Source organism: Cellulomonas alba, assembly GCF_030362835.1.
Classification (GTDB): domain Bacteria; phylum Actinomycetota; class Actinomycetes; order Actinomycetales; family Cellulomonadaceae; genus Cellulomonas; species Cellulomonas alba.
This window is the reverse complement of the sequence record NZ_JAUCGQ010000001.1, coordinates 680,057-699,967: the sequence shown is the minus strand read 5'-3', so window position 1 is coordinate 699,967 and position 19,911 is coordinate 680,057. Positions and strand designations below refer to the sequence as shown.

Here is a 19,911-nt window from a genome sequence, read left to right as displayed (position 1 = left end):
ACGTCCTCCCCACCCCGAGAGAGAGGCACATCCGTGATCAAGAGGAGCTTCCTGCGCGCCGCCGGCGCCGTCGGGCTCGCGACCAGCATCGCCGCCCTGGGCGCGTGCGCGTCGTCGGGCACCGGCTCGTCGGGCACGTCCGGCTCGTCCGGCTCGAGCACCGGCTCGTCGTTCACCGCCGGGTTCGTCATGGTCGGCTCGACCAAGGACGCCGGCTACAACGAGGCCGTCGCCGACGCGGCGGAGAAGGTCAAGAAGGACCTCGGCATCAAGGTCCTGACGGCCGAGCAGATCCCCGAGAACAGCAACGTCACGCAGACGATGCAGGCGATGGTCGACAAGGGCGCGAAGGTCATCTTCGCGACCAGCTACGGCTACCTGCCCTACGCGCAGAAGTTCGCCGAGTCCCACCCCGACGTCGTCGTCCTGCACCAGGGCGGCTTCGTGACGTCGGCCTTCCCGGCCAACTTCGGCACCTACTGGGGCGAGTCCTACGACCCGGTGAGCCTGGGCGGCATGGCGGCCGGCGGCGCGACGCAGAGCCACAAGCTCGGCTTCATCTACGCGTTCCCGATCGCGCAGACGCTGGCGAACATCAACGGGTTCGAGCTCGGTGCGCAGCAGGTCGACCCGACCGCGACGACGTACGTCGAGACCACGTCGAGCTGGTGCGACCCCGTCAAGCAGAAGCAGGCCGTGAGCTCGCTGATCGGCCAGGGCGTCGACGTGATCTCCGACCACCAGGACTGCCAGGCGACGATCCTGCAGGCGGTCAAGACGGCGGGCAAGAAGTTCGTCGGCTACCACTACGACGCGCAGTCGCTGTACCCGGAGGGCTGGCTGACCGGCTCGGCCTGGAACTGGGCGCCGCTGTACGAGAACGAGATCAAGGCGGTCCAGGGCGGGACCTTCAAGGGCAGCGAGTACAACGCCAACTGGGTGGGCTCGTTCGCGAAGGGGAACAACCCCATCGAGCTCGCGTCGATCGGCTCGTCCGTGAGCGCCGAGGTCAAGTCCAAGATCGAGGCCGCCGAGGAGGCGCTCAAGAAGCCCGACGCGTCGCCGTTCGTCGGGCCGATCTCCTGCCAGGACGGAACGGTCCTGGTCCCGGCCGGCCACAAGGCGACCTACGAAGAGGTCAACTCGTGGAGCTGCCTCGTCAAGGGCGTCGTCGGCGAGCTGCCGAAGTCGAACGGCTGACCGGCGTGCACGTGCTGGGCAGCGAGCCGTACCCCTGGCCGTACGACGGCGCCGACGTCGCCTCCTGGGCGGTGCTCGCGATCGCGAGCGCCGGGTCCGCAGGAGGCGGCCTGGCGGGCCGGGCGGCGGCGCGCGTCGCCGCGGCCGCCAGGGGTGCGGGCTGCCCGGTCGTGCACGTCGACGTCGGGACGGCGCCGGCCGGGCCCCCGCGGGCCGGCGCCGTCCCCGACGGCCCACCGCCCGTCGTCGAGCCCGGCGACGTCACGGTCGCGGCGCCCGGCTGGAACGGGTTCGACGGCTCGCCGCTCGACGCCGTGCTCCGGCGGCTCGGCCGGACCACGCTCCTGGTGACCGGCCGTTGGCTCGAGACCGGCGTGCACTCGACGCTGCGCGCGGCCAACGACCGGGGCTACGAGTGCGCGACGGTCGCCGACGCGTGCGAGCCGTGGGACGCGGCGCTCGCGCCGGCCGCGTTGTCGAGCATCCGCTTCTCCGGAGGCATCTTCGGCGCGGTCGTGGCGACGGGACCCGTCGTCGCCGCGCTCGGCGGCGTCCCCCACTCCTGATCCCGCACGAGAACGAGGACGAGCACATGACGACCTTTCCCGCGGTCGAGGCCGACCCGTACGCCTGGCCGTACGACGGCACCATCGACCCCGCGCGCACCGCCCTCATCAACATCGACTGGCAGGTCGACTTCTGCGGCCCCGGCGGCTACGTCGACACGATGGGCTACGACCTCTCGCTGACGCGGGCGGGCCTCGAGCCGTCGTCGCGCGTGCTGGCGGCGGCACGTCGCGCCGGCTTCACGATCGTGCACACCCGCGAGGGGCACCGCCCGGACCTCTCGGACCTGCCGTCCAACAAGGCGTGGCGCTCGGCGCAGATCGGCGCCGCGATCGGCTCGTCCGGGCCGTGCGGGCGGATCTTGGTGCGCGGCGAGCCCGGCTGGGAGCTCGTGCCCGAGATGGCGGCCGCCGACGGCGAGCTCGTCATCGACAAGCCCGGCAAGGGCGCGTTCTACGCGACCGACCTCGACCTGCTGCTGCGCACGCGGGGGATCACGCACATCGTGCTCACCGGCATCACCACCGACGTCTGCGTGCACACGACGATGCGGGACGCGAACGACCGCGGCTACGAGTGCCTGCTGCTGTCCGACTGCACCGGCGCCACCGACTACGGGAACTACCTCGCAGCCCTCAAGATGGTGACGATGCAGGGCGGCGTCTTCGGGTCGGTCGCGACCTCGCAGGCTCTGCTGGAGGTGCTCGACGGTGAGTAGTGGTTCCTCGGCCGGCCGGACCGACCTCGACGCGGACGCGCCCCGCTCGCAGCGGGACAAGGTCTACCTCGCGCTCCGCGACGCGCTGCTCGACGGGACGCTGAGCCCGTTCGAGCGGCTGGGCGAGGTCCGGCTGGCCGAACGCTTCGAGACCTCGCGGACGCCGGTCCGCGAGGCGCTCGCCCGCCTGCGCTCGGACGGCCTCGTCGAGAAGCGCGACGGCGGGCTCTACCTCCACGTGCCCAGCCTCGAGGGCCTCGTCGAGCTGTACGAGCTGCGCATCACGCTCGAGCTGCGCGGGATCCAGCGCGCGGTCGAGGACCCGACGCTGCACCACGACCGGGCGGTGCTCGAGCCCGAGCTGGTCCGCTGGTACGAGATGCGCGACCGCCGGCCGGAGCCCTCGGCCCGCTTCGTGGTGACGGACGAGGCGTTCCACACGACGCTGCTGCGCTCGGCGGGCAACGGCGCGATGTCGGACGCCCTCACGACGGTGAACCGGCAGATCCGGCCGGTGCGCATGTACGACTACCTCACCGAGGACCGCATGGAGGCGACCGTGGACGAGCACATCGAGATCGCCGAGAAGGTGCTGTCCGGCTCGTTGCGCCAGGCCCTCGACGCGCTGCACGCGCACATCGGCGCGTCGCGCGACGTGGTCACCGAGCGGGCCGCGCGCGTGCTCTCCGCCGCGAACCTGGTCCTCACCCGGTAGCGGCGCGTGACGACCCGCGACGCCGGTGCTGCCGCCCCGGCGCGAGACCCCCGTGTCCCCGGAACCGCCCGTGAGCGCGTCGAGCGGGCCTACGCGCGGCTCGCCGAGGTCGGCCGGCCGGAGGCCTGGATCACGCTCCGCGCCGTGGACGACGCGCTGCGAGACGCCGACGAGGTGGACGCCGCGCTCGCGGCCGGGCGCTCGCTGCCGCTGGCCGGCACCGTGTTCGCCGTCAAGGACAACATCGACGTGGCCGGCCTGCCGACGACCGCCGCCAGCCCGACGTACGCCTACGTGCCCGAGGTCAGCGCGACCGCCGTGCGCCGGCTCGTGGACGCCGGTGCCGTGGTGCTGGGCAAGACGAACCTCGACCAGTTCGCTACCGGGCTCGTCGGCACCCGAAGTCCGTACGGCGTGGTCCGCGGCGCGCGGTTCCCCGAGCGGGTCTCGGGCGGTTCCTCGTCGGGATCGGCGGTCGTGACCGCGCTCGGGGTCGTCGACTTCGCGCTCGCGACCGACACCGCGGGTTCGGGGCGCGTGCCCGCCGCTCTGAACGGGATCGTCGGCATCAAGACGACCCTCGGTCTCGTTCCGACCGCGGGCGTCGTCCCGGCGTGCCCGTCGTACGACGCGACGACCGTGCTGGCGCCGACCCTGGCGCTCGCGGTCGCCACGACGCGCATCGTCGCCGGCCCCGACCCGGCCGACCCCCATTCGCGCACGTGGCCGGACGACGTGCGCCTCGCGGCGCCGGCCGCGCCGGTGGTGGGCGTGCCGCCCGACGACCAGCTCGAGCTCCTCAGCCCCGCGGCGCTCGTCGCGTTCCATGCGCAGGTCGACCGGCTCGTCGCGGGCGGCGCTCGGACACGTGGCGTCGACATCTCGGCCATGCTCGCGTGCGCACGGCTGCTCTACGACGGCGCGCTGGTCGCCGAGCGCTACGCGTCGTTCGGCGCGGCGGTCGAGGCGGCGACGACGGGCGTGGACCCGGTCGTGGCGGGGATCGTGGACCGCGCGCGCGGCGTGACGGCCGCGGACCTGGTCCGCGACCAGCAGCGCGTGCTCGCGTACCGGCTCGAGGCGGCGGAGGCCCTGAGCGGGTGCGACGTGCTCCTGCTGCCGACCGCGCCGTGCCACCCGACGATCGCGGAGGTCGAGGCCGACCCGGTCGGCGTGAACTCGCGCCTCGGCACGTTCACCAACTTCGTCAACCTGCTCGACCTGGCCGCCGTGAGCGTCCCGGCCCTCGGGCCGGACGGCGAGCCGGGCGTCGTCGACGGGGGGCTGTTCGGCGTGACGGTCGTCGCGCGCGCGTTCGACGACCAGGTGGCGATCGACGTGGCCGCGCGGTTCACCGGCGAGTCCGTTCCCGAGCCGCTGCCCGGCGTCGGCGTCGACCTCGTGGTCTTCGGGGCGCACATGGCGGGTCTGCCGCTCCACGGTGAGCTCGAGGCCGCCGGCGCGCGGTTCGTCGAGCAGGTCAGCACCGCGCCGCGCTACCGGATGGTCGCGCTGCCCGGGTCGCCCGCCCGGCCCGGCGTCCACGAGGCGGCGCCCGGCGCCGCGCTCGCGGGCGAGCTGTGGCGCGTTCCGCCCGCGGGGCTCGGCACGTTCCTGGCCGGGCTGCGCGCACCGATGACGCTCGGCCCCGTCGAGCTCGCCGACGGCCGCACGGTCGTCGGCTTCGGCTGCGCCCGGCCGGTCGGCGAGGACATCACCCACCACGGCGGATGGCGCGCCTACCTGGCCGCGCTTGCCGAGCAGCCCGACGAGAGGACCGCCCGATGAGCCTGACCCCGACCGTCGTCCGGCACGCCGACGACACGTCCGGCCCGCTGACCACGTGGTCGGCCACGTCGCTGCACCGTGCCCTGCACGCAGGTGACGTCTCGGCGCGCGAGGTCGTCGGCGCGTTCCTCGACCGCATCGACGAGCTGAACCCGCGGATCAACGCGGTCGTCTCGAGGCTCCCCGCGGAGGCGGCGCTCGCCGAGGCGGACCGGGCGGACGCGCGGCGGCTCGCGGGCGAGCCGATCGGCGTGCTGCACGGCCTGCCCGTCGCCGTGAAGGACCTCTCCGACGCCGCCGGGCTGCGGACCACGCTCGGCTCGCGCGCGTTCGCCGACGCGCCGCCCGCCGAGCTCGACGCCCCGTTCGTGGCGCGGATGCGCGCCGCCGGCGCGATCGTCGTCGGCAAGACGAATGCCGCGGAGTACGGCGTCGGCGCGCTTGCGCACAACGAGGTCTTCGGCGTGACCCGCAACCCGTACGACCTCGACCGGCACTCGGGCGGCTCGACGGGTGGGGCGGCGGCCGTCGCGGCGGACCTGCTGCCGTTCTCCGACGGGTCCGACTCGGGCGGCTCGATCCGCGTGCCCGCGGCGTTCTGCAACGTCGTCGGGCTGCGCACGACGCTGGGCGTCGTGCCGGGCAAGGGCCACGCGAACTGCTGGGACCCGCACGCCGTGCAGGGGCCGATGGCACGCGACTCGCGCGACGCGGCGCTGCTGCTCGCGGGCATGTCGGGCGCCGACCCGGCAAACCCGACCTCGTGGTGGAGCACGCCGACGGCGCCCGTCGAGACCGGGGCGTGGGGCGACGCGCCCGTCCGGCTGGCGTGGAGCGACGACCTGGGCGGCGTGCCCGTCTCGGCGGAGATGCGTGCCGCGATGGCGGCGACCCGTGCGCTCCTCGAGGGCGCCGGCGTCGAGGTCGTCGACGTCGCGCTCGACCTCTCCGAGGCCGACTTCGCCTGGCCCGTCATCGAGAAGTTCGACCTCATGGGCTGGGGCGGCCCGCAGGTGCTGGCGCGCCCGGACTTGTACGGCGCGGAGATGGTCCGCAACGTCCGGGAGGCGACGGCGCTGGAGCCGGGCCAGCTCGGCTACGCCAAGCACCTGAGGTACACGCTCTACGCCCGCACAGCCGCGGCCCTCGTGGGCTTCGACGCGCTCGTGGCACCGACGACGCCCGTCGTCGCGCCGCCGGCGGAGGCTACCTCGGTCTGGGAGGTCGACGGCTCACCCCTGGAGCGGTACTACGACTGGCAGGCGCTGGCCACGCGCCTCGCCCTGACCGCTCACCCGGTGCTCGCGCTGCCCGCCGGCTTCACGACGAGCGGCCTGCCGTACGGGATGCAGCTGGCGGGGCCGCTCGGGTCCGACCGCCGCCTGCTGGCGCTGGGGGACCGGCTCGAGTCGATCCTCGGGGTGCACCGCGTGCGTCCCGTCCTGTAGCCGTCGGTTCCGTGTGCTCGGGCTCGTCGGCGCCGCGACGGCGGCACGCCGCGAGACCCGACACCGGCGCTGGCTTCGTGGCGCTCGGCCCGGGACCACGTCGCGCCCCGCGAGGCCGCGTCGTTGACGGCTCAGTGCGTCCGGCCGGCGCGCCGCGCCGCCAGCACCAGGGCGCCGCCGAGCACGAGGAGCGCGAGGGCGGCCAGACCGGCGGGGCCCGTGACGGCACCCCGCAGATCGGTCTCGTCTTCGCGCTCGTCGCCCTGCCGCTGGCGATCAACACCGCGTTCGTCTACGCGGTCGCGGTCATCGACCAACGCGTCGAGCGCGCCGCGGAGGCGTGGCTCGCGGGGGTCGAGGGTGCCGTCCTCACGCAGGTGTCCTTCAGCGGGTCGACCATCGAGGTCGACGTCCGGGTGCCTGGTCCGCTACCCGACACGTCGACGCTCCTCGACTCGCTCGCCGGCCAGGTCCCCAGCGGAACGCCGCTGGTCGTCCGGCTCGAGCTCGCGGACCACGTCAGACGAGCCGTGGCGCCAGATCCGTGACGCGGCGGTCGAGCTCGGCGACCGCGCGGTCGAACGCGGCCGCGCTGCCCGAAGGGACGGGGTCCGGGACCGACCAGTGGACGTCCGCGGCGCGGCCGACCTCCTCGTGCGCGCGGTCGCACACGGTGACGACGAGGTCACCGGCCTGGCGCACGGCGTCGAGCTGCCGGGGTCGGGCGTCGAGGAGGTCGAGGCCGTGACGGCGCGCCGCGGCGGCGGCACCCGGCGCGATCCTGGCCGCGGGGTGCGTGCCGGCGGAGGCCGCAGGGACCGTGCTGGCCCGACGCCACAGGGCGACGGCCAGGTGCGAGCGCGCGGAGTTCGCGGTGCAGACGAACAGGACGCGGTCGGGCCGGGGGAGTGCGCTCGTCACCGGCTCGAGCTCGTGCGCGAGCAGGCGCAGGTAGGTGCGGCGCCGGTCTCCCTCGGACCGCGTGCGCGCGACGAGGCCGTGCTCGACCAGGACGCTCACGTGGTGCGCGAGGAGGTTGGACGGCATCGAGAGGGCGGCGGACAGCTCGGACGGTGAGGCGTCGCCCCGCGCCAGGAGCTCGACGACGGCGAGGCGGCCGGGGTCCGAGAGTGCGCTGTGGAGCTCGGCCCGGCGGCGCAGCCCGTCTGTCCACTCGGCGTTCATTGAGTCAATGTTGACTGAGTGAGTGCGCGGAGGTCAACATGTCGCCATGACAGCCGACCAGCCCAGCGTCCTGTTCGTGTGCGTGCACAACGCCGGTCGCTCGCAGATGGCCGCAGGCTTCCTGACCGTCCTGTCCGGTGGCGCCGTCGAGGTCCGGTCCGCCGGGTCGATGCCGGCCGACCGGGTCAACCCCGTCGCGGTCCAGGCGATGGCCGAGCTCGGGATCGACCTCGCCGGCGAGCAGCCGAAGGTCCTCACCGCCGAGGCCGTGCAGGCGTCCGACGTCGTCGTGACCATGGGCTGCGGTGACGCGTGCCCGATCTTCCCCGGCACGCGGTACGAGGACTGGGAGCTGGACGACCCGGCGGGACAGGGCATCGAGGCCGTGCGGCCGATCCGGGACGAGATCCGCACGCGGGTCCTCGGGCTGCTCGACGAGCTGGGGGTCGTGCCGGCGACCGCGTGACGGTGTGCGCACCCCGCGAGGGTCGGCGCCCGGACCGGGCGTCGACCCCTCGCGTGGGTCAGCAGCCGGCGGCCGGGCAGCACTCCGCGGCAGGCCGAGGCCGGAGCTGGCCCACCGCCTCGCGCACGGAGCGGGTCGTCGTGGCCCATCGGAGCGCGAGCGACCGCCGGCCCGCCGGGCTCTCGTGCGGTGCGACTCCCGTCCGCTCGCGCAGGACGAGCGCCCGGGCGAGACGCTGCTCGAGCTCTCGCTCGCGCTGCGCGTGCAGCACGGCGTACAGGTCGGGGTGCATCTCAGGCCTCCGGCTTCGTCGCGCGCACGATCGCGCCGTGCATCCCGTCGGCGACGGGGTGGGTGAAGGTCACCTCGGCGTCGGCGAAGCCGGCCGCGGCGAGCCCGTCGAGGTACTCCTGGCGGGAGAGCGCGCCCGCGATGCAGCCGACGTAGGAGCCGCGCTGGGCCCGCTGCTCGGGGCTGAGGTGGTCCTCGGCGACGACGTCCGAGATGCCGACTCGGCCGCCCGGCACGAGCACGCGGTAGACCTCGGACAGCACCGCCGGCTTGTCGGGCGAGAGGTTGACGACGCAGTTGGAGATGACGACGTCGACCGACGCGTCGGGGAGCGGCAGGTCCTCGATCGTGCCCTGGTGGAACTCGACGTTCGTCGCGCCGGCCCGCTCGGCGTTCGCGCGGGCCAGCGCGAGCATCTCGTCGGTCATGTCGACGCCGTGCACGAAGCCCGTCGGACCGACGCGCTTCGCGGACAGCAGGACGTCGATCCCGCCGCCCGACCCGAGGTCCAGCACGCGCTCGCCCTCGCGCAGCTGGGCGACCGCCAGCGGGTTCCCGCAGCCGAGCGAGACGAGCTGTGCCTCGAGCGGCACGTCGGCGAGGTCGCTCGCGTCGTAGAGGGCCGCGCCGAACGTCTCGGCCTCGCCAGTCGGCCCGCAGCCCCCGCCTCCGCAGCAGCCCGCGTCGCCACCGACCTGGATCGCCGCCAGCGCGTAGCGCTCGCGCACCTGCTCCCGGATGTCCGACATCTCCGCTCCATTCATCGACACTGATCAATACGTGGCGAGCATGAACCGAGGCATCGATGGTTGTCAACATAGACAGACGTGAATGTTTGCTGCACGATGGTCAGATGGCATTCGATCTGCTGCCCGTCGTCGCTGCGTCCGGCGCCTGCTGCACGCCCGTGACGAGCCCGGCCATCAGCGAGGACGACGCCCAGAGCCTCGCGCGCACGCTCAAGGCGCTCGCGGACCCGACGCGGCTCCGGCTGCTGTCGCTGATCGCGGCGCACGAGGGCGGCGAGGCATGCGTGTGCGACCTCACCGAGCCGGTCGGGCTGAGCCAGCCGACGGTCTCGCACCACCTCAAGCAGCTCGCCGAGGCCGGGCTGGTGACGCGCGAGAAGCGCGGCGTCTGGGCCTACTTCACGATCGTGCCGGGCGCCGTCGAGGCGGTCACGAACCACCTCGGGCGACATCTGCAGGTCCACCCGGCATGACGACGGGCGACGTCACGGTGGTGCCGCTCGCGTCGGAGCACTGGCCCGACGTCGCGCGGATCTACGCGGCCGGCATCGCCACGGGCCACGCGACGTTCGCCGACGCCGTCCCCACGTGGCAGGAGTTCGACGCAGGCAAGCTGCCCCAGCACCGGTTCGTCGCGCTCGACGCCGACGGCGCGGTGGTCGGCTGGGTCGCGGTGTCGCCGGTCTCCGAGCGGTGCGTGTACGCGGGCGTCGTCGAGCTGTCCGTGTACGTCGACCCGGCGGCGCGCGGTCGAGGCGTCGGGCGCCTGCTCGTCGACGCCCTGCTCGCGAGCACCGACGCCGGGGGCGTCTGGACGGTGCAGGGCGGCGTGTTCCCCGAGAACGTGGCGAGCCTCGGCCTGCATGCCGCCGCGGGCTTCCGCGTCGTCGGCACGCGCGAGCGGCTCGGCCTGATGACGCACGGGCCGCTCGCGGGGCGGTGGCGCGACGTGGTCCTGCTCGAACGGCGCGCCGGCGATGTCGGATCGGGCGCGGCGCGTTCGTCGGAGCTGTGAGACCGCCCACGAGGTGCGGCGCGACAGCGGAGGGACGCGAGCATGAAGCTGACGACCATGACCCAGCTGACGATCGACGGCGTGATGCAGGGCAACGGCGCGACGTCCGACGACCCCAGGAACGGCTTCGAGCGCGGCGGGTGGGCGCTGGGCGCGGGTGACGACGACACCCGCGCGTTCATCACGGACACCTACCAGCAGGCCGAGGCGTTCCTGTTCGGCCGGCGCACGTACGAGCTGTTCGCCCGCTCGTGGGGAACCGTCGCCGAGATGCGCACGCACCCCATCGGCGTCGCGTTGCAGGACGCGCCCAAGTACGTCGCCTCGACGACGCTCACCGCGCCGGGCTGGGCGGACACCACCGTGCTCGGCGGGGATCTCGCGGGCGCAGTCGCCGAGCTCAAGGGCAAGCCGGGCGGCGAGCTCCAGGTGCACGGCAGCGGCGCGCTGGTCCGGTGGCTGCTCGAGCACGACCTCGTCGACGAGCTGACGTTGATCGTGGTGCCGGTCATCCTCGGCCAGGGGACGAGACTCTTCCCCGACGACGGTCCGGACCAGGCGCTCGAGCTCGTCGAGTGGCGCGTCGACACGAGGGGCGTCGCGACGCAGGTCTACCGGCCCACGACGCGTCCTCGGCGGTACGCGACCGCGTCGCGTGCCTGACCGCCGCACCCCACCTCGGCAGACGGGAGATGAGCGACCGATGCAGTTCCTGGTCTCGGTGATCGACGACAGGGAGAACCCCGGCAGCCCGGACCGGCGGCCGGCCATCAGCGCGTTCAACGAGCGGCTGGTCGCCGAGGGCTACTGGGTCTTCGCCGGAGGCCTCGCGGACACCGACGCGGCGGTCGTCGTCGACAACCGCGGCGACCGGCCCATCGTCAGCGACGGGCCCTTCGTCGAGTCGAAGGAGTACCTCGCGGGCGTCTGGGTCTGGGAGGCGCCCGATCTCGACGTGGCGCTCAGGCTGGGCGCCGAGGCCTCGCGCGTCTGCGACCGGAAGGTCGAGGTCAGGCCGTTCGCGTAGCGCCCAGTCGGGTGACTTTGTGGTGATATGTCCGAATCGATGACAGGGTCGCCACCATCGGCAGCGCAGCGGAGCGCTGCCACCCCCAGAGGCGGGGTCGGTGGTGCGCCGGGTCGGTGGTGTGGCCCTCGTGGTCGCGGTCCTGTCGCTGGCCGCGACCTCGAGCGCTGCGGCCGCGGACGCCACCGGTGCCGACGCCGCGGCGTCACCCGTCCCCCTCCACGCCTACGTCGTGACCGTGGCCGACCCGGGCACGGCGAGCGTCCCGCTCGGCACCGCCGTCGACTGGACGCGTGAGGCGATCGCGTACTGGGCACGCGAGGCGCGGGGCGCGATCGACGTCGCGGACGTCGCCGGTGCGGCGACCCTCGCGCTGAACGACTCGTGCTCGGTCGGCCCGGAGCGGCTCTGGGACGAGGCCGAGGCCCTGTTCCCGGACGTCGACTTCGGGCACGGCACCGGGAACCACGTGGTCGTGGCGTCGCCGGCGGGGTGCGCGTACGGGTGGGCCGGCTACGGGACCGAGGGGACCGGGTTCGCGTCGTCGGGCGCGGTCCAGGTCGTCGCGGGCGGCGCGCGGTCGGTGGCGCACGAGCTCGGGCACAACTTCGGCCTGATGCACTCGAACCTCGAGGTCGAGACGGGTGCCCCGCCCACGGAGCTCGACTACGAGGCGCCGTACAGCCCGATGGCGGGCATCTACGCCGGGACGCTGCCCTCGCTCGACCTCGCGTTCCAGGAGCTGCTCGGCGTGCCGGGCGCCGCGGCTGCGGTCCTCCCCGTCGACCCGACCACCGCCGGGACGCGGACCGTCGACCTCGCGCCCGCCTCCTTCGCCGGGGACGGCGCACGTGGCGTGCGGTTCCCGCTGGGCGACGGGTCGACCGGCTACGTGGAGTACCGTCCGGGGGCCGGCGTCGACGCTGACGCGTCCTTCACGCGGTGGCACACGGGCGACGTGACGCTCGGCGGCGTGCCGGTCTCGGCCGGGGGAGGCGTCCGCGTCTACCGCCTCGACACGACACGGCAGGTCACGACGCTCGCGCCGCTCGCCTGCGGCGTGTACGAGCAGGCGCTGCACGCCGGGGACGTGTGGTCGGACGTCGCGGCCGGCGTGTCGGTCCAGGTGGTCGCGATCGGCCCGGCGTCGGCGCGCGTCGTGGTCCGCACGCAGCAGGTGGCGCCGGCGCCGGGTCCGTGCGCCACGCGGACGGACGTCTCCGTGGGGACCGCCCGGTACGGCGCGCCCGTGACGGTGCGGTTGGCCGTCACCTCGCCCGCGGGCGCGGTGTCCGGCTGGGCGCGGGTGTACCGGGACGGCGTGCTCGTCGGCCGGGTGCCCGTCACCGCGGGGAGCGCCCGGTACACGTTCCCCGCCGGAGCCCTGCACGCCGGCAGCTACGCCATCACGGCCGTCCTCGTCGGCGACGAGCGGTTCCGGACGTCCACGGCGACCGCGAGCGTCCGCGTGGCGAAGGCGGTTCCGCGCGTGCGCGTCGTGGCGCACACGGCACTCGTCGCGGGGCGGCCGGCGACGCTCCGGGTCCGCGTGTACCCCGGCGCGTCGGCGCCGGCTGCCGGCGTGGTGCGGGTCAAGCTCGGGTCGCGGTACGTCTCCGCCCGCGTCGAGGTGGTCGAGCACGCGGGCTGGTCGTCGGCGACCGTCCGGACGTCGCGGGCGCTCGGCCACGGGCGGCTCGTCGTGGTCTATGCGGGCGACGCGGACCACCGCCGGGCCGTCTCGGGCGCGCGGCTGGTCAGCTGACCGACCGCGCTCCGTCCCGGTCGGCGCCCCGCGCGAGCACGAGCATGCGCTCCTCGATGGTGGCGGGTACGGCGGTCACGGTGGCGGCGAGGCCCGCCTGCTCCAGGATGCGGCGGACGTCGTCGGCGTCGGTGTCGGCGACGCGCACCGCGCGGCCGTCGAGGATCACCGGCACCTGCGCGGCATTGAGTGCCGCGAACGTCGCCGCCCAGTCGTCCGTGCGGACGGCGAGCGCGCGGGTGTCGCCGATGAGGTCCGCCTCGCTGCCCTGGCCCACGAGGCGGCCGCGCGCCATCAGCAGCAGCCGGTCGCACTGCTGGGCCTCCTGCATGTAGTGCGTCGTCACGAGGACCCCGACGCCCGCGTCCGACTGCGCGCGGATCGTGTCCCACAGGGCCGCCCGCGCGAGCGCGTCGACGCCGGACGTCGGCTCGTCGAGCAGCACGAGCTCGGGTCCGTGCGACAGCGCCGCCAGGAACGCGGCCTGTCGCTGCGCCCCCAGGGGCATCGCCGCCACCAGCACGTCGGCGTAGCGCACCAGCTCGGCGGGCACCGCCGGCAGCGGGGTGCCGTACGTGCCGCAGACGAAGTCGAGGTTCTCGGCCAGCGTCATGTCGCGGTAGAGGCCGAGGTTCTGCGGCACGTAGCCGACGCGGCGGCGGCGCTCGCGGTTGGGCGGCCCGCCGAGCATGTCGACCCGGCCCTCGCTGGCGGGCAGCAGGCCGAGGAGCATGCGCATGAGCGTGGTCTTGCCAGCGCCGTTGGCGCCGAGCAGCCCGACGACCTCGCCGGGTGAGACCTGCAACGAGACCGTGTCCACGGCGGTGAAGGCGCCGAACCGTCGCGTGACGGCGTGGGCCTCGAGCGCGACCCCGGTCATCCCGCCACCACCGTGTCCGCGCGCCGGGACAGCGAGAGCGCGATGACGATGTCCTCGAGGTCCGGCTCGACGACGTCGCGGCCGGCCGGTGCGTCGCCGTCGGGCCAGTACTCGTGCCGGTCGCGCCCGCGCCGCCAGGACCACGCCGGCCGCACCGCCGCGTCGGCGCGCGTCACGACCCCGGCGAAGGCCGCCCGCACCTCGTCGTACGAGCCCTGGACGAGCACGTGCCCGTCGTCGAGCACGACGAGGTGCCCCGCGCGCTCCGCCTCGTCGAGGTAGGTCGTCGACATGATGACGGCCGCGCCCGCGGCGGCGGTCTCCGAGACGAGGCGCCACAGGTCCACCCGGCTCACGGGGTCGACGCCCGTGCTCGGCTCGTCCAGCACCACGAGCTCGGGCGTGTGCACGATCGCCATGAGGAACCCGAGCTTGCGCCGCATGCCGCCCGACAGCTGCGAGGCGAGCCGGTCGGCGGCATCCGTCAGCCCGGCGGCGTCGAGCAGCGCCGCGCGCCGGGCGTCGAGCTCGGGACCGGCGAGGCCGTAGACGCCGCCCGCGAAGTCGACGTTCTGCGCGACGGTCAGCGCCGCCCAGCTGCCCGAGGACGCGGGCAGGAACCCGAGATCGGCCTTCGGGGGAGCGCTGACGGTGCCGGAGTCGGGCGCGACCTCGCGCACGAGCGTGCGCAGCAGCGTGGTCTTGCCCGCGCCGTCGCCGCCGACCACGGCGACCACCGTGCCGGCCGCCACCTCGACGCTGACGTCCCGGAGCGCGCGCGTGGCACCGAACGAGACGGTCACGGCGTCGAGGCCGAAGCTCACGCCGCACCGCCGCTCGTCGCCCCGGCGTGCGTGCCGCGCCGGCGGGGCCGGCGCTCGGGCGCGAGGTCGCGGCGGAACCGCAGGGTCGCGGCCGTGAAGACCACGGTCGCCATCACGGCGAGCACGAGGAACGCGGGCCAGAGCGAGTCGATGCCGGCACCGCGGAGCATGACGCCCTGCGAGATCATCGTGAAGTACGTCAGGGGCAGCAGGTACCCGATCCAGCGCACGCCGGGGGCCATGGCGTCGAGCGGGAAGATCATGCCGGACAGCAGGATCTGCGGGAGCAGGAAGAAGAACGCCGTCTGGATCGCCTGGCCCGCCGTCTGCGAGATCGTCGAGATGAACACGCCGATGCCGAGCACGACGAACAGGAAGATCGCCGCGCCGAGCGCGAACGTCAGCACGTTGCCGTTGAACGGCACGTCGAACAGCAGCATGCCGAGCACGGTCACGACGACCATGTCGATCGACGCGACGATGAAGTAGGGCGTGATCTTGCCGAGGATCACGGTGCTCGGCTTGATCGGCATGACGGCGAGCTGCTCGAGCGTGCCCGCCTCGCGCTCGCGGACCAGGCCGATGCTCGTCACGATCGTGCCGATGAACGTGAGGATCAGGCCGATGATCGCCGGGATCATCACCCAGGACGTCGTCAGGTCCGGGTTGTAGAGGACCTCGGTGCTGACCGTGTCGCCCATGCCGTTCAGCGCGCCGACGATCGACTGGGCGGCGAACAGGTTGGAGCCGTCGACGAGCGCCGTCACGTCGGTGTCGGCGACGAACGCGACGTCGACCCGGTTGTCGCGCAGCAGGTCGCGCGCGTGCTGCTCGGTCCCCGCGGGGTCGACGGTCGTCACGTCGAAGAAGTCGGGCAGCGCCGCTGCCACCTGCTCGGCCTGCGGCCCCACGACCGCCGCGTGCACGTGGTCGACGTAGAAGTTGGCGGCGTACCCGAACACGACCAGCAGGATCAGCGGCAGCCCGACGAGGAGGCCGACGGTGCGCCGGTCGCGGACGAGCTCGCGGAACTCCTTGACGATCATCGCCTTCACGCCTCGCACGCTAGGGGTGCGGGGCGGCCGGGTCAACAGGTGTTGAATTACCGCGCGGCCGGTGCGGCGAGGAGGCCACCGAGCTGGTCGGCGAGCAGCTCCGTGAGCGTCGCCCGGTCGAGCGTCGCGAGCGGGTCCGTGCGCAGCACGTACCGTGCGATCGCGACGCCGAACAGCTGCGCCCCCGCGAGGTTGACGCGCTCCGGGGGCAGGCGGCGGCCCGCGCCGGCGATGAGGTCGACCTCGAGGATGTGCCGCACCGCGTCGGCCGCGACCGGGTTCGTCAGCGCCGAGCGCACCACGCTGACCAGGGTCGGAGCCGTCTCCGGGTCCTCCCACAGGTCCAGGTACGCCGTGACGAGCTGGCGCGGGACCATGTCCGGCGGCCCCTCGAACGCCGCGGCGATCCGCTCCCGCACGCCGCCCGCCTTCTGCAGCGTGGCGACGAACAGCGCCTCCTTGGTGCCGAAGTAGTGCATGACGAGCGCGGGGTCCACGCCGGCGCCCGCCGCGATCGCGCGCACCGTCGCGGCGCCGTACCCGACGCGCGCGAACTCGTCCCGTGCGGAGGTGAGCAGCGCGTCGCGCGTCACGCCGGGCGCGGCCGAGCCCCGGCCGCGGCGCGTCGGCGATTCCTTGGTCGTCACACGGCGAACGATAGAAGGCTAGAGGCCCGTGGCGTGGCGGCGCGGGCGCCCAGGCGATCGGTCCCGGCGGCGCGTTTGCGGGCCGCGCGGCCGCGGGTGATCGTCGTGTCATGACCCTGGACGACGAGTCCCGCGAGATCGACGCGGTCGTCGCGCGGCTGTCCGACCGCTTCCCCGATGCGGACAGCGGACAGATCCGCGCGGCCGTCGCGGCGGAGCTGGCGGGCTTCGACGACGCGACGGTGCGTGACTTCGTCCCCGTGCTCGTCGAGAGCGCCGTGAGCGACCGGCTCCGCGAGCAGCACGTCCCGGTCGCCCCCGACGGCCCGGCCGACGCGCCCGCGGGCGACGGACCGCTCAACTCCGCCTGAACGGACGACGCGATGGACACGGCACCCGACCTCGAGCGCGTCGAGCCCGACCCCGACGAGAACCTGCGCGAGTACATCGACAGGCTCGTCGCCGAGGGGTACACGGTCGCCGGGGGAGAGGGCGCCGACCCGATGCTCATCGACCCGGGCGGCAAGGCCGTCGAGACGTGGCGCGAGGACTACCCGTACGACGAGCTCATGGAGCGCGACGAGTACGAGGAGCTCAAGTACCGGCTGCAGATCGAGCTGCTCAAGCTGCAGTACTGGGCGCAGGACAACGGCGAGCGGCACGTCGTCGTGTTCGAGGGACGCGACGCGGCGGGCAAGGGCGGCACGATCAAGCGGTTCATGGAGCACCTGAACCCGCGCGCGGCCCGCGTCGTGGCGCTCGCCACGCCGACCAGCACCGAGCAGGGTCAGTGGTACTTCCAGCGGTACGTCGAGCGCTTCCCGACGGCGGGCGAGATCGTGCTGTTCGACCGCTCCTGGTACAACCGCGCGGGCGTCGAGCGCGTCATGGGGTTCTGCACCGACGACGAGTACGCGACGTTCATGCGCCAGGCGCCCGAGTTCGAGCGGCTCGTGGTCGACGACGGCACCCACCTGACGAAGTTCTGGTGCTCGGTGACGCGGCGCGAGCAGCGCACCCGGTTCGCGATCCGCCAGATCGACCCCGTGCGGCGCTGGAAGCTCTCGCCGATGGACCTCGAGTCGCTCGGGCGCTGGGACGACTACTCCGCGGCGAAGGAGGCGATGTTCGCCGGGACGGACACCGACCACGCGCCGTGGATCGTGATCCGCAGCAACGACAAGAAGCGCGCGCGGCTCAACGCGATGCGGTACTTCCTGAGCCAGTTCTCGTACGAGGGCAAGAGCGCGGACGTCGTCGGCGAGGTGGACCCGCTGATCGTGCAGCGAGCACGCGACACGATCGGCGACTGAGGCGGGCGGTGGGCACTCCCGGCAGGTGCGTGTGACGAGGACACGGGCTACGAGCGCGAGTCGCCGAGCGTGACGGTGGTCGACCCCGTGCGGCCGGTGCGCACGTACGTGACGTCGACGCGGTCGCCCACGGCGCGCTTCAGCGTCACGACCACGAGCTGCTCGGCGTCCTGCGCCGGCTGGCCGTCGACCGTCGTCAGGACGTCGCCCGGCCGGATGCCCGCCTGGTCGGCCGGCCCGCCCGGGTCGACCGCGAGCACGTAGAGGCCGCCGGGGACGCCCTGGGCGTGCGCGAGCCCGGACGGCACGGTCTGCGCGTCGAGGCCGAACGTCGGGTGGTTGACGGAGCCGTGCGCGATCAGCTCGTCGGACAAGGGCCGCGCCAGGTCGGCCGGGATCGCGAAGCCGAGGCCGATGCTGCCGCCGCCCGCCTGGCCCGACGCGTTGGGCGCCGTCGCGATCGCGGTGTTGACGCCGACGAGCCGCGCCGAGCAGTCGACGAGCGGGCCGCCGCTGTTGCCCGGGTTGATCGACGCGTCGGTCTGGATCGCGCCGATCAGGTGCGCGGTCGCGTTCTCGCCCGTGGGGACGGAGAGCGACCGGCCCAGGGCGCTGACGATGCCGGCCGTCACGGTGCTCGACAGGCCCAGCGGTGCGCCGAGCGCGACCACCGGCTGGCCGACGCGCAGGTCGTGCGACGAGCCCCACGCGATCAGGGGCAGTCCGCCGCCGCCGTCCTCCGCCTGGAGCACCGCGAGGTCCGTGGGGACGTCGCGCCCGACGAGCGTCGCGTCCGAGCGGTGCCCGTCGCTGTACAGCACCGAGAGCGTGCCGCCCGCGTGGTTCGCGGCGACGTTGATGACGTGCTCGTTCGTCAGGATGTAGCCGCCGGACCGGATCAGCTCGCCCGTGCCGCTGCCGCTGCTCCCGCCGCCGGTGGCGAAGACCGTGACCACGGACGGCAGGCCGCGCTCGGCCGTCCGCGTCGCAGCGCAGGCCGCCGTGCCGGCGCGGGTGTGATGGCCGACCGCGACGCCCGCGGCGCCCGCGAGCAGAGCGACGACGACGACGCCCGTGAGCACGAGCGGCCACCGGCGGCGCGTCGGCACCCCCGCAGGAGCAGCCGCCTCGGCCGGTGCCGCCGCGTCCGCCACCGGCGCCGCCATCTCGGGGGCGACCGCCGGGTCGCGTGCGGGCCCGTCGGCCCGGCCCGCCTCGTCCGTCACATGCCCATCGTGCCGGGGAACCGGGCTCCGTGCTCCCGCCGGCGTCCGGCGGCCGGGCTTCGGTCAGTCCGAGCGATCAGCCGTAGTCGCGGCGGAAGCGGGCGTCGACCTGCCGGACCAGCGACTGGCGCTCCTCGTCGACGCCCACGCCGTGGGCCTGCGCGAGTCTCGCCAGGACGGCCTCGCACGGGCCCGCGTACTCGGGCACGAGCGACGGGCGGTGCGTCGTGAGCCAGCGGAGCTCCGCCGCGAGCCGGACGTACTCGCCGATGGCGGCCTCCTCGTTGAACGGCACGCCGGGGTCCGGCGTCGCCGGCCCGGACCGGGTGGGCCACGCCGGCGCCGGTGCGGCGATCGGCTGGGTCGGCTGCGGCTCGGCCACCGGCGGGAGGGGCTCGGGCACGAACTGCGGCGCCACGTGCTGCGGTGCGACCCGCCGGGCCAGCGGCGCCTCGCCGGCCCGGTCGGCCGGCGGGGTCGTCGGCGTGCGACGCGCGAGGGGCGGGGAGAGGGCGGACGGCGGCTCCGACACCGCGACGGGCCACTCCTGCGGCGGCTGCACGGCAGCGACCGGCTCGGGCGGCGCGGAGACGGCGACCGGCCACGCCGGAGGCTCGGAGACCGCCGCGGGCCACGCCTGCGGCGCGGCGGGGACCGGCACGGACCACTCCTGCGCGGCCGGCACGGTCGAGGGCGGCTCCGGCGCCGGCGCCGGTTCGGCAGGGGAGACGGCCGAGGGCAAGTCCGAGACCGCGGGCGTGGGCTGCTGCGGCACGAGGCTCCGGCGCAGGTCCTCCTCGTGCAGGCGCAGGCGCTCGGTCAACGCCTCGAGCTTCGCCGTGTAGCCCTCGATCACGGCGAGCTGCATCTCGAGCGGCACGCCCGTCTCGCCGTGGAAGAGGTCCTGGTCGTAGGACTGCCGGGCGCGCGCGAGCCGCTGCGAGAGGCGTGAGATCTCGTCCCGCAGCTTCTCGGCGTTGACCGTCTCGAGGGGCGTGGCCGGCTGATCGGTGTCGAACGCCTGTGACATGT

The 19,911-nt window shown here is 74.3% G+C and carries 24 protein-coding genes; 15 read left to right on the top strand and 9 right to left on the bottom strand.

The genetic code is table 11. The features are described 5' to 3' along the window. Positions 1-33 precede the first annotated feature (33 nt). From QRT04_RS03140 to QRT04_RS03110, 7 genes are all read left to right on the top strand, one after another. A complete protein-coding gene (locus tag QRT04_RS03140) occupies positions 34-1,200 on the top strand; it encodes a BMP family ABC transporter substrate-binding protein (RefSeq protein ID WP_289453437.1) in 1,167 nt (388 codons plus the stop codon). Between the two features lie 5 nt (positions 1,201-1,205). Continuing rightward, positions 1,206-1,766: an isochorismatase family protein gene (locus QRT04_RS03135; RefSeq protein WP_289453436.1), complete on the top strand. Its 561-nt coding sequence runs from the start codon at positions 1,206-1,208 to the stop codon at positions 1,764-1,766. A 26-nt stretch (positions 1,767-1,792) separates the two neighbouring features. Further along, complete coding sequence (biuH, locus tag QRT04_RS03130) at positions 1,793-2,485, top strand: biuret amidohydrolase (protein ID WP_289453435.1); 693 nt, start codon at positions 1,793-1,795, stop codon at positions 2,483-2,485. After that, positions 2,478-3,200, top strand: a complete 723-nt coding sequence (locus tag QRT04_RS03125; protein ID WP_289453433.1) for a GntR family transcriptional regulator — start codon at positions 2,478-2,480, stop codon at positions 3,198-3,200. Before biuH ends, QRT04_RS03125 begins: the two co-directional genes overlap by 8 nt. A 6-nt stretch (positions 3,201-3,206) precedes the next feature. Further along, positions 3,207-4,988: an allophanate hydrolase gene (gene atzF / locus QRT04_RS03120; RefSeq protein WP_289453431.1), complete on the top strand. Its 1,782-nt coding sequence runs from the start codon at positions 3,207-3,209 to the stop codon at positions 4,986-4,988. Next, positions 4,985-6,436, top strand: a complete 1,452-nt coding sequence (locus QRT04_RS03115) for an amidase (RefSeq protein ID WP_289453429.1) — start codon at positions 4,985-4,987, stop codon at positions 6,434-6,436. Before atzF ends, QRT04_RS03115 begins: the two co-directional genes overlap by 4 nt. A gap of 134 nt (positions 6,437-6,570) precedes the next feature. Then, the gene (locus QRT04_RS03110) at positions 6,571-6,984 is read left to right on the top strand and encodes a hypothetical protein (RefSeq protein ID WP_289453428.1); all 414 of its coding nucleotides are present in this window, start codon (positions 6,571-6,573) and stop codon (positions 6,982-6,984) included. Here the strand turns inward: QRT04_RS03110 and QRT04_RS03105 are convergent. Further along, a complete protein-coding gene (locus QRT04_RS03105) occupies positions 6,956-7,621 on the bottom strand; it encodes an arsenate reductase/protein-tyrosine-phosphatase family protein (RefSeq protein ID WP_289453426.1) in 666 nt (221 codons plus the stop codon). The genes QRT04_RS03110 and QRT04_RS03105 overlap by 29 nt on opposite strands. A 46-nt stretch (positions 7,622-7,667) precedes the next feature. Here QRT04_RS03105 and QRT04_RS03100 point away from each other — a divergent pair, with 46 nt between their 5' ends. After that, positions 7,668-8,087 (top strand): arsenate reductase ArsC, encoded by a 420-nt coding sequence (locus QRT04_RS03100; RefSeq protein ID WP_289453425.1) that lies wholly within the window; start codon positions 7,668-7,670, stop codon positions 8,085-8,087. Between the two features lie 58 nt (positions 8,088-8,145). Here QRT04_RS03100 and QRT04_RS03095 read toward each other — a convergent pair whose 3' ends face one another. Then, a complete protein-coding gene (locus QRT04_RS03095; RefSeq protein WP_289453423.1) occupies positions 8,146-8,379 on the bottom strand; it encodes a hypothetical protein in 234 nt (77 codons plus the stop codon). 1 nt (position 8,380) lies between these two features. Continuing rightward, on the bottom strand, positions 8,381-9,127 hold the full coding sequence (gene arsM / locus QRT04_RS03090; RefSeq protein ID WP_289453422.1) for an arsenite methyltransferase: 747 nt from the start codon (positions 9,125-9,127) through the stop codon (positions 8,381-8,383). Between the two features lie 104 nt (positions 9,128-9,231). On the opposite strand from arsM, the gene QRT04_RS03085 reads away from it, so the two are divergent. The 5 genes from QRT04_RS03085 to QRT04_RS03065 all read left to right on the top strand — a co-directional run bounded on the left by QRT04_RS03085 (position 9,232) and on the right by QRT04_RS03065 (position 12,934). Continuing rightward, positions 9,232-9,600, top strand: a complete 369-nt coding sequence (locus QRT04_RS03085) for an ArsR/SmtB family transcription factor (RefSeq protein WP_289453421.1) — start codon at positions 9,232-9,234, stop codon at positions 9,598-9,600. Beyond that, complete coding sequence (locus QRT04_RS03080; RefSeq protein ID WP_289453420.1) at positions 9,597-10,142, top strand: GNAT family N-acetyltransferase; 546 nt, start codon at positions 9,597-9,599, stop codon at positions 10,140-10,142. Before QRT04_RS03085 ends, QRT04_RS03080 begins: the two co-directional genes overlap by 4 nt. Positions 10,143-10,184: 42 nt before the next feature. Continuing rightward, a complete protein-coding gene (locus QRT04_RS03075; protein ID WP_289453419.1) occupies positions 10,185-10,805 on the top strand; it encodes a dihydrofolate reductase family protein in 621 nt (206 codons plus the stop codon). A 40-nt stretch (positions 10,806-10,845) separates the two neighbouring features. Beyond that, on the top strand, positions 10,846-11,169 hold the full coding sequence (locus tag QRT04_RS03070) for a YciI family protein (protein WP_289453418.1): 324 nt from the start codon (positions 10,846-10,848) through the stop codon (positions 11,167-11,169). Between the two features lie 121 nt (positions 11,170-11,290). Further along, on the top strand, positions 11,291-12,934 hold the full coding sequence (locus tag QRT04_RS03065) for an Ig-like domain repeat protein (protein ID WP_289453417.1): 1,644 nt from the start codon (positions 11,291-11,293) through the stop codon (positions 12,932-12,934). Here the strand turns inward: QRT04_RS03065 and QRT04_RS03060 are convergent. The 4 genes from QRT04_RS03060 to QRT04_RS03045 are packed head-to-tail and all read right to left on the bottom strand — an operon-like array spanning position 12,927 to position 16,340. Further along, positions 12,927-13,814 carry an ABC transporter ATP-binding protein gene (locus tag QRT04_RS03060; RefSeq protein WP_289453416.1) on the bottom strand — a complete coding sequence of 296 codons (888 nt, stop codon included), beginning with the start codon at positions 13,812-13,814 and terminating at the stop codon, positions 12,927-12,929. The genes QRT04_RS03065 and QRT04_RS03060 overlap by 8 nt on opposite strands. After that, positions 13,811-14,638 (bottom strand): ATP-binding cassette domain-containing protein, encoded by an 828-nt coding sequence (locus tag QRT04_RS03055; protein ID WP_289453415.1) that lies wholly within the window; start codon positions 14,636-14,638, stop codon positions 13,811-13,813. The genes QRT04_RS03060 and QRT04_RS03055 overlap by 4 nt, the downstream gene beginning before the upstream one ends. Then, positions 14,635-15,684, bottom strand: coding sequence for an ABC transporter permease (locus QRT04_RS03050; RefSeq protein WP_289455689.1), 1,050 nt, complete (start codon positions 15,682-15,684; stop codon positions 14,635-14,637). Before QRT04_RS03050 ends, QRT04_RS03055 begins: the two co-directional genes overlap by 4 nt. 56 nt (positions 15,685-15,740) lie before the next feature. Further along, positions 15,741-16,340 carry a TetR/AcrR family transcriptional regulator gene (locus QRT04_RS03045; RefSeq protein ID WP_289453414.1) on the bottom strand — a complete coding sequence of 200 codons (600 nt, stop codon included), beginning with the start codon at positions 16,338-16,340 and terminating at the stop codon, positions 15,741-15,743. 110 nt (positions 16,341-16,450) lie between these two features. On the opposite strand from QRT04_RS03045, the gene QRT04_RS03040 reads away from it, so the two are divergent. Both QRT04_RS03040 and ppk2 read left to right on the top strand, forming a co-directional pair. Next, complete coding sequence (locus QRT04_RS03040; protein ID WP_289453413.1) at positions 16,451-16,711, top strand: three-helix bundle dimerization domain-containing protein; 261 nt, start codon at positions 16,451-16,453, stop codon at positions 16,709-16,711. A 12-nt stretch (positions 16,712-16,723) separates the two neighbouring features. After that, a complete protein-coding gene (ppk2, locus tag QRT04_RS03035) occupies positions 16,724-17,653 on the top strand; it encodes a polyphosphate kinase 2 (RefSeq protein ID WP_289453412.1) in 930 nt (309 codons plus the stop codon). 47 nt (positions 17,654-17,700) lie between these two features. Here ppk2 and QRT04_RS03030 read toward each other — a convergent pair whose 3' ends face one another. Then, entirely contained in the window at positions 17,701-18,879 is a 1,179-nt protein-coding gene (locus tag QRT04_RS03030) for a S1C family serine protease (RefSeq protein ID WP_289453411.1), read from the bottom strand. A 76-nt stretch (positions 18,880-18,955) separates the two neighbouring features. Next, positions 18,956-19,909, bottom strand: coding sequence for a hypothetical protein (locus tag QRT04_RS03025; RefSeq protein WP_289453410.1), 954 nt, complete (start codon positions 19,907-19,909; stop codon positions 18,956-18,958). Positions 19,910-19,911 lie beyond the last annotated feature (2 nt).

Coding starts and splice junctions, on each gene's coding strand:
- biuH (WP_289453435.1), top strand. CDS start 1,793: ATGACGACCTTTCCCGCGGTCGAGGCCGACCCGTACGCCTGGCCGTAC.
- QRT04_RS03115 (WP_289453429.1), top strand. CDS start 4,985: ATGAGCCTGACCCCGACCGTCGTCCGGCACGCCGACGACACGTCCGGC.
- QRT04_RS03105 (WP_289453426.1), bottom strand. CDS start 7,621: ATGAACGCCGAGTGGACAGACGGGCTGCGCCGCCGGGCCGAGCTCCAC.
- QRT04_RS03100 (WP_289453425.1), top strand. CDS start 7,668: ATGACAGCCGACCAGCCCAGCGTCCTGTTCGTGTGCGTGCACAACGCC.
- QRT04_RS03095 (WP_289453423.1), bottom strand. CDS start 8,379: ATGCACCCCGACCTGTACGCCGTGCTGCACGCGCAGCGCGAGCGAGAG.
- arsM (WP_289453422.1), bottom strand. CDS start 9,127: ATGTCGGACATCCGGGAGCAGGTGCGCGAGCGCTACGCGCTGGCGGCG.
- QRT04_RS03085 (WP_289453421.1), top strand. CDS start 9,232: ATGGCATTCGATCTGCTGCCCGTCGTCGCTGCGTCCGGCGCCTGCTGC.
- QRT04_RS03080 (WP_289453420.1), top strand. CDS start 9,597: ATGACGACGGGCGACGTCACGGTGGTGCCGCTCGCGTCGGAGCACTGG.
- QRT04_RS03075 (WP_289453419.1), top strand. CDS start 10,185: ATGAAGCTGACGACCATGACCCAGCTGACGATCGACGGCGTGATGCAG.
- QRT04_RS03070 (WP_289453418.1), top strand. CDS start 10,846: ATGCAGTTCCTGGTCTCGGTGATCGACGACAGGGAGAACCCCGGCAGC.
- QRT04_RS03060 (WP_289453416.1), bottom strand. CDS start 13,814: ATGACCGGGGTCGCGCTCGAGGCCCACGCCGTCACGCGACGGTTCGGC.
- QRT04_RS03050 (WP_289455689.1), bottom strand. CDS start 15,684: ATGATCGTCAAGGAGTTCCGCGAGCTCGTCCGCGACCGGCGCACCGTC.
- QRT04_RS03040 (WP_289453413.1), top strand. CDS start 16,451: ATGACCCTGGACGACGAGTCCCGCGAGATCGACGCGGTCGTCGCGCGG.
- ppk2 (WP_289453412.1), top strand. CDS start 16,724: ATGGACACGGCACCCGACCTCGAGCGCGTCGAGCCCGACCCCGACGAG.
- QRT04_RS03025 (WP_289453410.1), bottom strand. CDS start 19,909: ATGTCACAGGCGTTCGACACCGATCAGCCGGCCACGCCCCTCGAGACG.